Here is a 15559-nt window from a genome sequence, read left to right on the forward strand (position 1 = left end):
GCGTACCTGCGTGCGCTTGATCGAACAGGCGCGTGTCACTCCGGCTGTTCTGCCAACACCTTCAATGCGGCGGAGACGGGCGACAGCGCCACACGTTCGGCCCGGTCCTGCAGACCCCATAGCAGAAGCGCAGATATCGTGTCAGGCTGGACGCGCCCCACCATGATCACAGCCCCTTCCTGCCCGGCACGGAAAGCGGCTTGATCCAGAAAGCGCCGGATCACAGTCGGCGTTTGCCCTGCGCTATCGAAATCGCGAAAGATCAGACCTGCGGGCACACCTTCGCGGGCGGCCAGCTTCTGGGCGGTGTTCAGCCCTTTGGATTGAAGCACGAGGCCATGGCCCGAGGCGCGTACGGCGGCGGCCACTTGGTCCGACACATCGCGGCTTTCCTGCAGGCCGGTGGCCGTTCCTTCCATGACAGCGACGGCTTCGGGCACCGCGTCGATGGCCGCGGACAATGTGACTTCGGCATCGGAGGCGGTGGCCCCCGCCGGCATGTCGAGCAGCACTGCGACCTCGAACCCCTGCCCCCGGTACTCTGCCGCGCGTGCGGATGCGTCCGGAAGTGATGCGTTGACGGCGAAGGTCAGCGGATAGGGGAAGCTTTGCAACGCGGCAAGGCCCACGGCGCCGCCGGTCAGGTCGGCTCCGTTGTCGATCAGTACAATCGACATGAGCGGCTTGGCTTCGGGGTTTTCAAACGGAGCGGCGAACGCCTCGATCGGTGGGCCGGACGGAGCGGCGACGGTTTCTTCGTCGGCTGTGCTTGCCGCGGGCTCTTCGGTGTCGGAGCCTCGGTCAATCAGCGACGTCGCGGGCCGCCCGATGCTGGGGCGCCCGGTATCAATTGCGGGATCAAGAGCAGACGGCAACCCGGCTGTGCGGTCCTGCGATTGTTCCGGCGCGGGCAGCGGCTCAAGCTCAACGGGCGCGTCCGCTACCTCGGGCGCCTGAGGCCCGGGTGTGGTGTCGGGGGCCGTTGGCGCCGGAGCTTCGGCACCCGGTGTTTGCGTTGCTTCGGGCAACACCGCGGCTTCATCTGAAAACGCAGTTGGCGCGTCCGGTACGTCAGGCGCCGGGGGTTGGGCCGGATCGGTTGAGATAGAAAGCTCCGTTTCACCTGTCGGGGCCGTGGGCGCGGTGCCCTGAACGCCCGGTTGAAGCGGCGCATCTGTGTCAATGGCGACGGTTGCACTCTCGCCCGCGCCAGCTGGGGATGCCAGATCCCCGGCCTGACCGGTCTGCGGTACGGTTGGCGTATCCGCACCGGCGGCTTCGGCGGCGGTCACATCATCAGGTTCGGGGCTGCCCACCTGCGGCACATCCCCGTCGCGGACCAGATCGGCGTCCCCTACAGTTTGCGGTGTCTCGCCCGTGCCCGTCTGCGGCGCATCCGCCCCGCGCGGGGCCAGCACAACGGCGTCGGGACCGGTTGGGCTGTCGCTGGCGATCGACAAGGCTGCGGCACCCGCAACACTGACAACGCCGCCCCATAGAATGCCGCTCAGAAAACCCCGTGCCATATCTGACCTCTTTGCCTGTTCTGCGGCGGCCCCGCTTTGCGATGTGCCGCTGCCTGCTCTTCCCTTTGTTCGGACCCGGTCCGCCCCTTGACGCTGACGGGCAAGCCTGAACATGTATGCGCAACTATACCGGCCATCGCGCGCCCTTGGAACATCGAATACGCCTATGCTGCTGCTGATCGACAATTACGACAGTTTTACCTACAATCTGGTGCACTATCTGGGCGCGCTTGGCGCCGATGTGCATGTCTATCGCAACGATGCGCTGGACGTGCAGGAGGCGATGGCGCTGAAGCCCGAGGGCATTCTGCTGTCGCCCGGGCCTGCAACCCCGGACCAGGCAGGGATCTGCCTTGCACTTACGGAAGCCGCCGCCGAAACCCGTACCCCGCTGATGGGTGTGTGCCTGGGCCACCAGACAATCGGGCAGGCCTTTGGCGGCAAAGTCGTGCGTGCAGGCGACATCGTGCATGGCAAGATGGGAACCATGCATCACGACGGCGCGTCGGTGTTCAAGGGGCTGCCCACGCCGTTCGAGGCCACCCGCTACCATTCCCTGATCGTTGACCGCGACAGCCTGCCGGATGAGCTGAATATCACCGGCGCGCTTGAGGATGGCACGATCATGGGCCTCGCCCACAAGGAGCTGCCGATCCACGGCGTGCAGTTCCACCCCGAATCCATCCGCTCTGAACACGGGCACGCGATGCTCAGGAACTTCCTTGACCTGATGCCGGTGGCGGCATGAGCGACGCGCTGAAACCCCTGATCGACGCCGCTGCCAACGGACCGCTGAGCCGCGTGCAGGCAGAGACGGCCTTTCAGATCCTTTTTGATGGCGAGGCGACGCCCAGCCAGATCGGTGGCCTGCTGATGGCGTTGCGCACGCGCGGCGAGACAGTGGACGAATACGCCGCTGCCGCCGCCGTCATGCGCGCCAAGTGCAACAGGGTGAATGCGCCCGAGGGGGCGATGGACATCGTGGGCACCGGCGGCGACGGCAAGGGCACGCTCAACATCTCTACCGCGACCGCTTTTGTCGTAGCAGGGGCTGGCGTGCCGGTCGCCAAGCACGGCAACCGCAACCTCAGTTCCAAGTCCGGCGCCGCGGATGCGCTGACCCAGATGGGCATCAACGTCATGGTCGGCGCGAAGGTCGTGGAGCAGGCGCTGGACAGGGCTGGCATCGGCTTCATGATGGCGCCCATGCATCACCCGGCGATTGCCCATGTCATGCCCACGCGGGCCGAGTTGGGCACACGAACGATCTTCAATATCCTCGGGCCGCTCACCAACCCGGCTGGTGTCAAACGGCAACTGACGGGCGCCTTCTCCCGCGACCTGATCCGCCCGATGGCCGAAACACTGGGACAGCTTGGATCAGACATGGCCTGGCTTGTGCACGGCTCGGACGGCACGGATGAGTTGACGATCACTGGCGTCTCCTGGGTTTCCGCCTTGGAACACGGTGCTGTCACCGATTTCGAGGTGCACCCGCAAGAGGCCGGCCTGCCGACCCACCCGTTCGAGGCCATCGTGGGCGGCACGCCCGAAGACAACGCCAAGGCCTTCACCGCCCTGCTCGACGGTGCCGCAGGCGCCTACCGCGATGCCGTGCTGCTCAACGCGGCAGCGGCATTGAAGGTCGCAGGACGGGCCGATACGCTTGAGGACGGCGTCGCCTTGGCCGCGGAAAGCATCGACAGCGGCGCCGCAAAGGCTAAGATCAAGGCCGTGGCAGATATCACTCAGAGCGCGGCCTAGTCCCTTCTCTGGTTCCAAAAAATCCCGGGGGTCCGGGGGCTGGCCCCCGGTTCCGCCGCCAAACACAGCGCGACAGATGACAGATACGATCCTGGACAAGATCAAGGCCTACAAGCTCGAAGAGATTGCTGCCGACAAGGCCGCCAAACCGCTTGAAGCGGTCGAGGCCGAAGCACGTGAAGCGTCACCCGTCCGCCCCTTTGCGCAGGCGCTGCAACTGGCCAATCGCGAGGCGTACGGCCTGATTGCCGAGATCAAGAAGGCAAGTCCGTCCAAGGGTCTGATCCGCGAGGATTTCGACCCGGCCACTTTGGCGAAAGCCTATGAGGATGGTGGTGCGACCTGCCTGTCGGTGCTGACCGACACGCCGAGCTTTCAGGGGGCCAAAGAGTACCTGACACAAGCGCGCGACGCCTGTGCCCTGCCCGCCCTACGCAAGGACTTCATGTACGACACCTACCAGGTGGCCGAGGCGCGCGCGCTGGGGGCCGACTGCATCCTGATCATCATGGCGTCCGTCAGCGATGCGCAGGCGCAGGAACTTGAGGCGGCGGCCCTGGACTGGGGCATGGATGTGCTTCTTGAGGTGCATGACGCCGATGAATTGGCCCGTGCCACGAACCTCAAAAGCCCGCTGATGGGGATCAACAACCGCAACCTCAAGACGTTTGAGGTAACGCTCGACACGACGCGCACCTTGTCGAAACAGGTGCCAGCGGATCGGACAATCGTGGCCGAGAGCGGGCTGAACACCCCCGAAGACCTCGCCAATCTCGCCATGTACGGCGCGCGCACCTTCCTGATCGGGGAAAGTCTTATGCGGCAGGACGACGTGGCCGCGGCCACGCGGGCCTTGCTTGCCAATCCGCTCACGGCCGGGGGGGGCATGTAGATGGGGCTTACGCATTTCGACGATCAGGGTGCCGCACATATGGTGGATGTGTCCGACAAGGACGTCACCGACCGCATTGCCGTGGCAGAAGCATACGTGAAGATGAAGTGCGAAACCTTTGATATCATTACTGAAGGGCGCGCAAAGAAAGGCGATGTGATCGGTGTGGCACGGCTTGCGGGCATCATGGGCGCGAAGCGGACATCTGACCTGATCCCGCTCTGCCACCCACTGCCCATCACCAAAGTGTCTGTCGATCTGGAACCGGACGCTGACCTGCCCGGCCTGCGCATCACCGCCACCGTCAAGACCACCGGTCAGACCGGGGTGGAGATGGAGGCGCTGACCGCGGCCTCGACCGCTGCTTTGACCGTCTATGACATGGCCAAGGCCGTGGACAAGGGCATGGAAATCGGCGGTCTGCGCGTCGTTCTCAAAGATGGCGGTAAATCAGGGCGTTACGAGGCAACATGATCACCGTTGCCGAGGCGCTGAACCATCTCTTTGCCCTTGCAGACGCAATGCCCGTTGAACATGTGCCGCTCCTTGAGGCGGATGGCCGCGTGCTTGCGGAGCCTGTGGCGGCACAGCGCACGCAACCGCCCTTTGCCGCATCCTCTATGGACGGCTACGCGCTCAAGGCGGTCGAGGCGGACCTGCACGCCCAGTTCAAGGTCGTAGGCGAGGCCGCAGCCGGTCATGGTTGGTCAGGCACAGTCGGCGCGGGCCAAGCCGTGCGGATTTTCACCGGTGCCCCGGTGCCGGAAGGTGCCGACAAGGTCGTCATTCAGGAGGACGTCACGCGCAGCGGCGACCTGATCACCATCACCGATGAACCGGGCCCCAAGGACAATATCCGGCCCGCTGGCATCGACTTTGAGATCGGCGACAGGTTTGACGCGCCCCGCGTTCTCGCACCTGCGGACATTGCCCTGCTCGCGTCGATGAACATCGCCACTGTCCCTGTGCGCCGCGCCCCCATCGTGGCCCTGATCGCCACGGGGGATGAGCTGGTCATGCCAGGCGAAGACCCCGGCCCAGACCAGATCATCGCCTCGAACACATTCGGACTTGCCGCGATGCTGCGCCGCCTCGGCGCGCAGCCGCGCCTTTTGCCGATTGCACGCGACAGCGCCGTGTCCCTGACCACCGTCTTTGGCCTGACCGAAGGGGCCGATCTGATTGTGACCATTGGCGGGGCGTCGGTCGGAGACCACGACCTTGTCGGTCACGTGGCGGGCGAATTGGGAATGGACCGCAGCTTTTACAAGGTCGCGATGCGTCCCGGAAAACCGCTGATGGCCGGGCGGTTGAACGGCATTCCCATGGTCGGCCTGCCCGGCAATCCGGTGTCGGCCATGGTGTGCGGCACCGTGTTCCTGACGCCCATGATCCGCGCGATGCAAGGGTTGGGTCAGGCCCCTGCGCCACGTGTACAGATGCCACTCTCTGCACCGCTCGCGGCAAATGGTCCGCGCGAGCATTACATGCGCGGTCTGGCAACGAGCGGCGCCGTTGCGGATGCGGGCCTGCAGGACAGTTCGCTTCTGAGCGTACTGGCCAACGCCAATGCGCTGATCATCCGCCCCCCAGCGACCCTGCACGGGCCACAGGCGATGTTGTCGACGTGGTCTTGCTGACCTAGGGAGTTGACACAAAAGGGGAACGTCCATAGAACAAACCCAAACCAACAGGGTTTGGAGGACGAACAGTGCTGACCAAGAAGCAGCTTGATCTGCTGGAATTCATTCACAAACGGGTCCAACGGGACGGCGTGCCGCCCAGCTTTGACGAAATGAAGGAGGCGCTGGACCTGCGCTCGAAATCGGGCATACACCGCCTGATCACGGCGCTTGAAGAACGCGGCTTTATCCGCCGCCTCGCGCACCGCGCGCGTGCCATCGAAGTGGTGCGCCTGCCCGAAAGCCTTGGCGGGGCGCCGGGTGGCTTTCAACCCAGGGTGATCGACGGCGACAAGCCTGACATGCCACCCCCCGCAAGCGCCCGCCCGGTTGAGGCGACGCACGCGGTCGAGCTGCCCGTCATGGGCCGGATCGCCGCTGGCGTGCCGATCTCGGCTATTTCCGAAGTATCCCACTCGGTCGCTGTGCCCGGCCAGATGCTGTCGGGCCAAGGCGAACATTACGCGCTTGAGGTCAAGGGGGACTCGATGATCGATGCAGGGATCAACGACGGCGACGTCGTCGTGATCCGCGAGACATCCTCTGCCGACAATGGCGACATCGTCGTGGCCCTCGTTGAGGATCACGAGGCCACGCTGAAGCGCTATATGCGCAAGGGCGACACCATTGCGCTTGAGGCCGCCAACCCGGCCTATGAAACGCGGGTGTTCCCCGTGGGCCAGGTCAAGGTGCAGGGCCGTCTGGTCGGGCTGATCCGCACCTATTGATCGCTTTTCCAAACGGATAAGGCGGACCACAGGTCCGCCTTACTCTCTTTGCGCCAATCTGTCCGGCATCACACCATCAAGCGTCAGATCAAGTTCGGGTGATGCGGTCCAACTGGACCACATGCGATCCCCTGCAACCTCTCGCGCCGTGCGTATGCTCAACTTGTCCGCCCGCCCAATGAGTGCAATGGCGCCTGTACGCCGCAGCAAGGGCGGCGTTAGCACGAGGCAGTCGAGATCAGAGCGCCCTTCCAAATCGGTCGTGCTGACCACGATCTCATGCTTTCGACAACCAGTGAAGGCGGCCGCCGCACGCTTGCCGCTCAGGTGGATGACACGCACCGGATGCTCTGCGTCCCAACGCGCCGCGGCGGTGACCTGATCAATCCCCTCACCGTCATTTTCGAGCCAGTTGCGCGCCACGAATCCGGCCCCCTTGGGTTTGCTGAGCGCCCGCCCGTCCTCGGTCATCACACCGACAAGGCCACCCGTGTCGGCGATCAACACATGCGGGCGTGACCCGGATTGCCAAAGCGCGAGCCCCAGTATGACCGGCAGGACGCCCACAAAGCGCGCGCGCCCCTGCCACAGAATGACGAACAACATGCCAATGGCGATCAGAGGCAGCACTACGGGGCCGGGTCCCGCCACATAGCCTTGCGCGCCGTCGAGGCCCGAGACGGTGTCCGCCACCCACAGGATCCAGCGCAGCCCGGCCCCCATCAGCCACAATCCGATGACATCCAGTCCCACCGGCGCCAGCACCAGGGCCAGCACAGCCGCCGGGATCACAAGCACACCCATCAACGGCACGCTCGCCAGGTTCGCCATCAGCCCGTAATGCGCCATGGTGTTGAAATGCGCCGCACCGATCGGTGCCGTCGCCAGCCCGGCCACGGCAGAGGAGATCACGACGCCAAGCACCGGTTGCAGCCACTTGGGCCCAAGCGTCCACTCCATGTCGCGGATCCAACCGAACACGGCGACCAGCGCGGTCGTTGCGGCAAAGGACATCTGGAACCCCGGTCCCATCAGCGCCTCGGGCCGCAGCGTCAGCACGATGATGGCCGCCATCGCGACCGCGCGCAGGCTGATGGCCCGCCTGTTGACGAGGATCGCGCAAAGCGCCACCGCCACCATGACAAAGGCGCGCTCGGTGGCGACGTTTCCACCCGAGAGCGCAAGATAGACAGCCGCCGCGATCAAGGCACCAAAGGCCGCCAGTTTGCGCGCGGGCCAATGCAGGGCGACATGGGGGATCAGCGCAAAGAGCAGCCGTAAAAGCCCAAAGACGAATCCCGACAGGAGCCCCATATGAAGGCCCGAGATCGCCAGCAGATGCGCGGTGTTGGAGGCCCGCAAGTCATTCAGCGCGTCCTGGCTGATGCCGCTGCGATCACCTGTGGTGACAGCCGCCGCAAATCCGCCCACGTCACCAGGCAGCACATCGCGCACATGGGCCGACACAGACATGCGGATGCGAAAAATGCTCTGGCGCAGATCGAATTCGGCCACGCTGATCGCGACGAGTGGCACACGGGTGTAGCCGACGGCGCCCAGCTCGGCAAACCAGGCATGTCGTTGGAAGTCAAAGCCGCCCGGCTCTACCGGCCCGCCCGGTGGCCCAAGATGCGCAGTCGTCATCACCCGCAACCCAGGCTCGGGGGCGACCCCCAGAGCGCCATCACCATGCAATGAGATGCGTACCCGAGTGGGTGTCTTAGCCGGTGCGACGCGGTCCAGTTTCACATGATCCAGCGTCAGGCGCACGGCGTCCGACGCGCTGCGGTCCATGCCGACGATACGGCCCTCGACCGGGCCATAATAGCGCCAGTCGAGGACAGGTCCGGCGACCGAGTGTGCCCGCCAGCCCGCCACTACGAACCCCAGCGCGATCATCACGGCGAAGACCAAGGCCGGGGACGTTACCTCTCCCATCCGCCGGGCCGCAAGCGCCAGGCATAGACCAAGGATGCCGACGCCCGCGATTACCGCGAAGGACGGCTCGAACTTCAGGCCGAAAAACAGGGCGATCCCGCATGCCATGCCTACCGGGCACCACCCAAAGAGGTGCCCACGCTGGATCAGCATCGCGTGCCGCAGTCCCATGCTTGCCCCTCTCGGCCGCGGTGAGTATCAGGAGCCGAAACCGTAGACCGTTCGTGGTTAAGCAAAGGTAAATCCGTCCCATGTCCCAGCCCGCCGATCCAAAGGTCGTCACCCGTTTCGCACCCTCGCCCACCGGGTTCCTACATATCGGCGGCGCGCGCACGGCGCTGTTCAACTGGCTCTATGCGCGTGGGCGCGGCGGCACGTTCCTAATGCGGATCGAGGATACGGACCGCGCGCGGTCCACGCCGGAGGCAACGCAGGCGATCCTTGATGGTATGGCGTGGCTCGGCCTTGATCACGACGGCGAAGTCATCAGCCAGTTCGCCCGCGCCGACCGCCACGCCGAAGTTGCGCATCAGCTTCTGGCCGAGGGCAAAGCGTACAAATGCTTTGCAACCCAGGACGACATCGCAGCGTTCCGCGAGGCTGCGCGGGCGGAAGGTAAATCCACGCTCTTCTGCTCGCCTTGGCGTGATGCGGACCCTTCGACCTACCCGGACGCGCCTTTCGTGGTGCGGATCAAGGCCCCACTAGACGGCAGCACGGTGATCAAGGACGAGGTGCAGGGCGATGTGACCATCCGCAATGACCAGCTTGACGATATGGTCCTGCTGCGGGCGGACGGCACGCCCGTCTACATGCTGGCCGTGGTTGTCGATGACCACGATATGGGTGTCACGCATGTGATCCGGGGCGATGACCACCTGAACAATGCCGCGCGTCAGATGATGATCTATGACGCCATGGGCTGGGACGTTCCTGTTTGGGCGCACATCCCACTGATACACGGCCCTGACGGCAAGAAACTGTCGAAACGCCACGGGGCGCTTGGGGCGCAGGAATACCAGATCATGGGCTATCCTGCCGCAGGCATGCGCAACTACCTGGCGCGGCTGGGGTGGAGCCACGGGGACAACGAATTCTTTACCGACGCGCAGGCGCAGGCGTGGTTCGACCTGAATGGCATCGGGAAAAGCCCCGCGCGCTTTGATGTCAAAAAGCTCGAAAACCTGAGCGGACAGCACATTGCGCAGGCCGATGACGCTGCGTTGCAGCAAGAAATCGAAGATTTTTTGGCCGCCGCAGGACGTGAGCCCCTGAAACATTCGCAGAAAGATGGGCTGAAGGCGGCACTGCCATTCGTCAAGGAGCGGGCCAAGACGCTGCCGGAACTCCTTGAAAAAGCGCATTTTATTCTGACAAACCGTCCTGTCACAGCCGATGAAAAGGCGTCAAAAGCGCTTGATACGGTATCCCGTGGTATACTAACGCAATTGACGCCGCAGCTGCAAACCGCTACTTGGTCCCGTGACAGTTTGGAGGCGGTCCTGAACGAATTCGCTGCGGCGCAGGACACGAAATTCGGCAAGCTGGCAGGCCCGTTGCGGGCCGCCCTCGCAGGTCGGGCCGTTACGCCTTCGGTCTTTGACATGATGCTGGTGCTGGGGCGTGACGAAACCCTTGCCAGGCTTGAGGATGCTGCCGCCTGACGAGGTTCATAAATCGTTCATGGTGGACAGTCTAACGATGGGCATACGGGCCTTCCGTGGGCCCCGGCGGACGCGCCCGCCACGCGACGAAAGGAACGACCCTGATGGCCGATACCCAAAAATCCGCAACCCTGACAATTGGTGACGACAGCTTTGACCTGCCCATCTACTCGCCCACCACGGGCCCTGATGTGCTGGATATTCGCAAGCTCTATGGCCAGGCGGGGGTCTTTACCTACGATCCCGGCTTTACCTCGACGGCAAGCTGCGACAGCACGATCACCTATATCGACGGGGGCCAGGGCGTGCTGCTGCATCGCGGCTATCCGATTGATCAGCTGGCCGAAAAATCCCACTACCTCGAAGTGTGCTACCTGCTGCTCTACGGCGTTCTGCCGACCGCTGCGCAACTGGAAGAGTTCGAAACGACGATCACGCTGCATACGATGCTGCATGAGCAGATGCAGAACTTCTTTCGCGGGTTCCGCCGCGACGCGCATCCGATGGCCATCATGGTCGGCGTGGTTGGCGCAATGTCGGCCTTCTACCACGATAGCACCGACATCTCTGACGAACACCAGCGCGAGATCGCCTCGCATCGCCTGATCGCCAAAATGCCGACAATCGCGGCCTGGGCCTACAAGTATTCCATCGGTCAGCCCTTCATCTACCCGCGCAACGATCTGGACTATGCGTCGAACTTCCTGCGCATGTGCTTTGCCGTCCCGGCCGAGGATTACGAGGTCAACCCGATCCTGTCCCGTGCAATGGACCGCATCTTTACCCTGCATGCCGACCACGAACAGAACGCGTCGACCTCAACCGTGCGGCTGGCATCGTCTTCGGGCGCAAACCCGTTTGCTTGTATCGCGGCTGGCATCGCCTGCCTTTGGGGACCGGCGCATGGTGGTGCGAACCAGGCCTGCCTCGAGATGCTCAAGGAAATCGGCAGCGTCGACCGTATTCCCGAATTCATCGCGCGGGCGAAGGACAAGGACGATCCGTTCCGCCTGATGGGCTTTGGCCACCGGGTGTACAAAAACTTCGACCCGCGCGCGACGGTGATGAAACAATCCGCTGACGAGGTGCTTGAACTCTTGGGCGTCGAAAACAACCCGGTCCTGCAGGTTGCCAAGGAACTGGAAAAGCAGGCGCTCGAAGATCCGTATTTCGCAGAGAAAAAGCTGTTCCCGAACGTGGACTTTTACTCCGGTATCATCCTCGAGGCGATGGGTTTCCCCACGTCGATGTTCACCCCGATCTTTGCGCTCTCGCGCACGGTGGGCTGGATCTCGCAGTGGAAGGAAATGATCGCCGATCCGCAAAACAAGATCGGCCGCCCGCGCCAGCTGTACCTGGGCGAGACGTCCCGCGACTATGTGGACATCGAACACCGCTAGACCCGATCAACCCCCGCGCAATGCGGGGGTTTTTCGTTTAATGCAGCCGCATCCAACCCACCGTTTCCCAACTGTGTACAATCAGGGCCTTTCACTTGACGCGCTTTGGCGTCTCGTTAAACGGTTGTGACAACGGCCTAGTGGAGAGTTGGACATGGGTATTGGAATTGCGTTGCTGGCGCTTTTGGGCATTGGTCTCGTTGTCAGTGTTTTTGATGATGACGACGATTCCGCATCGACGCCGTCCGAACCTGAGGGGGTCGTGCGCAATGGGGCAGAGGGCGACGACCTGATTGAGGGCACAGCCGGAACCGATCTGCTGTCTGGCGGCGAAGGCGACGATACCCTCGAAGGCGGCGCATCCTCTGATACACTGCAAGGCGGCGCAGGTGACGACCTGCTCGAAGGCAACAATGGCGCTGACCGCCTGCTGGGCGAGGCAGACGACGATGTTATCGTGGCCGGTGGGGGAGAAGACACGGCATCCGGCGGGTCCGGCAACGACTTTGTGCAGGGCCGCGGCGGAAATGATACCCTGAACGGCAGCCTCGGCACCGACTGGGTCGAAGGGAATGACGGTGACGACAGCGTGAATGGCGGGTTTGGCACCGACACGCTTCTGGGCGGTGACGGGGCTGATACGCTCAACGGCGGCGTCAACAACGACCTGCTGATCGGCGGGACGGTCCCCGGCACGCCTTTGTCGGCAGATGACCTTGAAGCATTGCGCGACGGCGACGAGTCGCTGGCGAGCATCCTGAACGTCGCCAACGGCGCTTTCATTGCGTTGCCGGATGATGATGCAGCGGACGTGCTGAACGGCGGCGATGGTGACGACAGCCTTGTGCTGGGCGCCGGGGATACCGGCACCGGTGGCACTGGCGAGGATACGTTTGCTCTTCTAGCCGAAACGGCAACGTCCGAAAACGGGCCCAGCACGATCACGGATTTCAACGGAACCGAAGACGGGCTGATTGTCCTGCTCGAACAGAACGAGGAGGAGGAAGAGGAAGACCCGGTGACCATTGACGTCACAAACGAAGACGGGAACGCGATCATTTCGGTGAACGGCCAACCCATTTCGATCCTCGTCGGCGCAGCTGGCCAGATCGAATCGGGCGACATCAGCACGGACAACGGAATCATCGTCGGCTTCCTCGATCCGACTGGATGACCCACCCAAATGCAGCGCGCAGTGGCCAGTTCTACCTTTGCGCGCAGCATTGTCGCGGCACGGGTAACAGTAGGTGCAGAAAATCCGGTTTTATTCTTGCATTAGTTGCATTTAGCGGCCTCGCATTGACTTGAAACAGACCCCACCAGAAACTCCAACCAACCGTTAATGATTTGAACTTGCGTCCTGGGGGGGTTCGCCATGCTTTTTCTTCTTTCACTGTTTCCAGCACTATTGACCAGCGGGTTGGTCACTGACGATGACGCCGAAGACCAGGTTTCAGCCGCCGAGGACGAGGACGGTGAGTTGCTGATCGGCACCATCGGCGATGACAACATCACCGGGGGTGAAGGTGACGACGACATCATCGGACTGCTGGGCAATGACACCCTTGATGGCGGGCCCGGCGGCAACGATATCATCCAGGGCCTGAACGGCGATGACCTGATTATCGGTGGCGAAGGCAACGACGCCATGCAGGGCCGTGGGGACAACGACACGGTTCAGGGATTCTCCGGCGACGATTGGGTTGACGGCAATGACGGCGCTGACCTCGTCCGTGGCGGCGGTGGGTCTGATGTCGTGATCGGCGGTCAGGGCGAAGACATCGTGGACGGGCGCAGCGGCGACGACGTTGTGATCGGCGGTGAATTGAATGCCGATCCGCTCAGCAATTCAGAACTGCGTGTGCTGCGCGATGGTGGCACAATCGACGACATCTTTGCCGACCAGACCCCGCCCATCGCAGAGGTGCGCGATGATGGCGCCGCCGACCAGTTGTTCGGGGGGCGCGGATCGGACCTGCTGCTCATGGGCGCAGGTGACACCGCTGAAGGCGGCAGCGAAATCGACGCCTTTGCTGTCATCGCCGATGCCGCCGAGGGTGAGTTGGGCCCGGCCACCATCACGGACTTCGACAGCCCCGAAGGTGAAAGCATCGCGCTCTATTTCCGCGCCGACGAGACGGTGAACGAGGATCTGATCACGGTCACCGACGACGGAGAGGACGCGCTGGTCAGTTACGATGGCGAAGTGTTGGCCCGCGTCACCGGCGCGGCAGGCACACTGACCGCGGACGACATCGGAGTACTCCAGCCCGAGGACCCATCAACCACGCCCGTGATTGACGGAACCGAAGGCCCCGACGTTTTAGGCGGGACCGCCGCAGATGAGATCATCAATGCCCTCGGCGGCAATGACAATGTCGAAGGCGGCGCTGGTGACGACACCATTTCCGGCGGTGACGGCTCCGACATCGTACAGGGCCAGGCAGGCTTTGACGTGATCACCGGCAATGCGGACAACGACCTGCTGCAAGGGCGCGGCGGCGACGACACCCTATCCGGCAACAAGGGGTTTGACTGGGTCGATGGCAACGACGGCGACGACAAGGTCAATGGAGGCCTGCAAGCCGACACCGTGATCGGTGGCTCAGGCTCTGATCTCCTCAGCGGCGGCGAAGGCAACGACGTTGTCGTCGGTGGCGAGCTGCTGGCTGATCCGCTCAGCACAAGCGCGCTCGAAGCGATCCGCGATGGCGCCACCCTCGACGTCGCATTGCCCGGTGTTGAAATCGGCGAAACCCTCACAATCGCCGACGACGGCTTTTCCGACACACTGGACGGCGGCAATGGTTCCGACCTACTCGTGGCTGGCACAATGGACAGCGCGACCGGCGGTGCAGGCGAAGACACCTTTGCCATCCTTGGTTCAACCGATCAGGTCGGAACCACCCAGATCCAGGACTATGTCGCTGGCGAAGATCAGATCATCATCGTCGACACCGATGGCAGCGAAACCCCAGTCGTCACCGTACAAACCGATGGTGAAAACGCGCTGGTGTTCCTGAACGGCACAGAGGTTGCGGTCGTCTTTAACGCAGCGAGCACCCTTACATCCGCCGATATCGCCGTGACGGGTGTTTTGGCGACAGAATTGTTCGACGCCAATTTGTAAATCGTAACAGAGGTAACGAGCAGGCCGCACACCATGCGGCCTGTTTCTGTTTGGGACCTAGCGCCCTTCGAAGCTGGGTTTGCGCTTTTCCACGAACGCCAGAACGCCCTCACGGAAGTCGCGGCTCTTGCCACAGGCCCCCTGCTCTGCCGCCTCGGATGCCAACTGGCTTTCCAGGTCGTTGTTCCAGCTTGACCGGATCACCCGCTTGGCCGCGGCAAAGGCCTGCGTCGGACCATGCGACAGATGCGCAACGCGCGTGCGCCAATGTGCCTCGAACCCGTCATCCGCGACAGCCTCCCAGATCATGCCCCAAGCATCTGCCTGCCGTGCCGTAATCTTTTCAGCAAAAAGTGCGGCCCCCATCGCCTTGGCCATCCCCATCGTGCGCGGCAGCACATAGGTGCCACCGGCATCCGGGATCAGTCCGATGCGGGTAAAGGCCTGCAGAAAATACGCGCTCTCCGACGCGATCACCACGTCGCAGGCCAGCGCAAGGTTCGCGCCCGCCCCTGCCGCAGCACCATTGACCACAGCCACAGTCGGCACTGGGCAGTCCACGATGGCGCTTAGCATCGGCGCGTATTCGTCGCGCAAGGTCCGCTCAAGGTCCAGGTCCGACGCATTGGCGCGATCTCCCAGGTCCTGGCCAGAGCAAAACGCCCGCCCTGCCCCGGTCAGTACCACCACGCGCGCATTGCGCCCGGCATGGGTGACGGCCACCTCGATCTCCGCCCGCATCTGCGTGGTCAGCGCATTCATCTTGTCCGGCCGGTTCAGCGTAATGATGGCTGCACCATCATCCATCTCATATGTGAGGGTGTCGTATTTCATG

Annotated in this window: 12 protein-coding genes and 1 pseudogene; 10 read left to right on the top strand and 3 right to left on the bottom strand. The window is 63.2% G+C overall.

What is annotated here, in order from left to right:
• Window positions 1-35: 35 nt before the first annotated feature.
• Entirely contained in the window at window positions 36-1526 is a 1491-nt protein-coding gene (locus BWR18_RS08320) for a divergent polysaccharide deacteylase family protein (RefSeq protein WP_076627541.1), read from the bottom strand.
• A 166-nt stretch (window positions 1527-1692) separates the two neighbouring features.
• Here BWR18_RS08320 and BWR18_RS08325 point away from each other — a divergent pair, with 166 nt between their 5' ends.
• The 6 genes and pseudogenes from BWR18_RS08325 (at window position 1693) to lexA (ending at window position 6592) form a co-directional block, all read left to right on the top strand.
• A complete protein-coding gene (locus tag BWR18_RS08325) occupies window positions 1693-2274 on the top strand; it encodes an anthranilate synthase component II (protein ID WP_076627542.1) in 582 nt (193 codons plus the stop codon).
• Entirely contained in the window at window positions 2271-3290 is a 1020-nt protein-coding gene (gene trpD / locus BWR18_RS08330; protein WP_076627543.1) for an anthranilate phosphoribosyltransferase, read from the top strand. The genes BWR18_RS08325 and trpD overlap by 4 nt, the downstream gene beginning before the upstream one ends.
• Before the next feature lie 76 nt (window positions 3291-3366).
• On the top strand, window positions 3367-4182 hold the full coding sequence (gene trpC / locus BWR18_RS08335; protein ID WP_076627544.1) for an indole-3-glycerol phosphate synthase TrpC: 816 nt from the start codon (window positions 3367-3369) through the stop codon (window positions 4180-4182).
• Window positions 4183-4656, top strand: coding sequence for a cyclic pyranopterin monophosphate synthase MoaC (moaC, locus tag BWR18_RS08340; protein WP_076627545.1), 474 nt, complete (start codon window positions 4183-4185; stop codon window positions 4654-4656).
• Window positions 4653-5827 (top strand): annotated as a pseudogene (locus BWR18_RS08345) (molybdopterin molybdotransferase MoeA). The gene moaC and the pseudogene BWR18_RS08345 overlap by 4 nt, the downstream one beginning before the upstream one ends.
• A 66-nt stretch (window positions 5828-5893) precedes the next feature.
• Entirely contained in the window at window positions 5894-6592 is a 699-nt protein-coding gene (gene lexA / locus BWR18_RS08350; RefSeq protein WP_076627546.1) for a transcriptional repressor LexA, read from the top strand.
• A gap of 39 nt (window positions 6593-6631) precedes the next feature.
• Here lexA and BWR18_RS08355 read toward each other — a convergent pair whose 3' ends face one another.
• Window positions 6632-8701, bottom strand: a complete 2070-nt coding sequence (locus BWR18_RS08355) for a ComEC/Rec2 family competence protein (protein WP_083957665.1) — start codon at window positions 8699-8701, stop codon at window positions 6632-6634.
• Window positions 8702-8781: 80 nt separating this feature from the next.
• Between BWR18_RS08355 and gltX the strand changes: the two genes are divergently transcribed.
• The 4 genes from gltX (at window position 8782) to BWR18_RS08375 (ending at window position 14724) form a co-directional block, all read left to right on the top strand.
• The gene (gltX, locus tag BWR18_RS08360) at window positions 8782-10194 is read left to right on the top strand and encodes a glutamate--tRNA ligase (RefSeq protein ID WP_076627548.1); all 1413 of its coding nucleotides are present in this window, start codon (window positions 8782-8784) and stop codon (window positions 10192-10194) included.
• 104 nt (window positions 10195-10298) lie between these two features.
• Window positions 10299-11594, top strand: a complete 1296-nt coding sequence (gene gltA, locus BWR18_RS08365) for a citrate synthase (protein WP_076630202.1) — start codon at window positions 10299-10301, stop codon at window positions 11592-11594.
• A gap of 154 nt (window positions 11595-11748) precedes the next feature.
• Window positions 11749-12768 (top strand): calcium-binding protein, encoded by a 1020-nt coding sequence (locus tag BWR18_RS08370; RefSeq protein ID WP_076627549.1) that lies wholly within the window; start codon window positions 11749-11751, stop codon window positions 12766-12768.
• A 201-nt stretch (window positions 12769-12969) separates the two neighbouring features.
• Window positions 12970-14724 carry a calcium-binding protein gene (locus BWR18_RS08375; RefSeq protein ID WP_076627550.1) on the top strand — a complete coding sequence of 585 codons (1755 nt, stop codon included), beginning with the start codon at window positions 12970-12972 and terminating at the stop codon, window positions 14722-14724.
• A gap of 57 nt (window positions 14725-14781) precedes the next feature.
• Here the strand turns inward: BWR18_RS08375 and BWR18_RS08380 are convergent, their stop codons facing one another.
• Entirely contained in the window at window positions 14782-15558 is a 777-nt protein-coding gene (locus BWR18_RS08380) for an enoyl-CoA hydratase-related protein (protein ID WP_076627551.1), read from the bottom strand.
• Window position 15559: the final 1 nt, after the last annotated feature.

The organism is Tateyamaria omphalii, from assembly GCF_001969365.1.
Taxonomy (GTDB): domain Bacteria; phylum Pseudomonadota; class Alphaproteobacteria; order Rhodobacterales; family Rhodobacteraceae; genus Tateyamaria; species Tateyamaria omphalii_A.

Coding starts and splice junctions, on each gene's coding strand:
- trpD (WP_076627543.1), top strand. CDS start 2,271: ATGAGCGACGCGCTGAAACCCCTGATCGACGCCGCTGCCAACGGACCG.
- BWR18_RS08355 (WP_083957665.1), bottom strand. CDS start 8,701: ATGGGACTGCGGCACGCGATGCTGATCCAGCGTGGGCACCTCTTTGGG.
- BWR18_RS08325 (WP_076627542.1), top strand. CDS start 1,693: ATGCTGCTGCTGATCGACAATTACGACAGTTTTACCTACAATCTGGTG.
- BWR18_RS08320 (WP_076627541.1), bottom strand. CDS start 1,526: ATGGCACGGGGTTTTCTGAGCGGCATTCTATGGGGCGGCGTTGTCAGT.
- BWR18_RS08370 (WP_076627549.1), top strand. CDS start 11,749: ATGGGTATTGGAATTGCGTTGCTGGCGCTTTTGGGCATTGGTCTCGTT.
- moaC (WP_076627545.1), top strand. CDS start 4,183: ATGGGGCTTACGCATTTCGACGATCAGGGTGCCGCACATATGGTGGAT.
- BWR18_RS08375 (WP_076627550.1), top strand. CDS start 12,970: ATGCTTTTTCTTCTTTCACTGTTTCCAGCACTATTGACCAGCGGGTTG.
- BWR18_RS08380 (WP_076627551.1), bottom strand. CDS start 15,558: ATGAAATACGACACCCTCACATATGAGATGGATGATGGTGCAGCCATC.
- trpC (WP_076627544.1), top strand. CDS start 3,367: ATGACAGATACGATCCTGGACAAGATCAAGGCCTACAAGCTCGAAGAG.
- gltA (WP_076630202.1), top strand. CDS start 10,299: ATGGCCGATACCCAAAAATCCGCAACCCTGACAATTGGTGACGACAGC.
- gltX (WP_076627548.1), top strand. CDS start 8,782: ATGTCCCAGCCCGCCGATCCAAAGGTCGTCACCCGTTTCGCACCCTCG.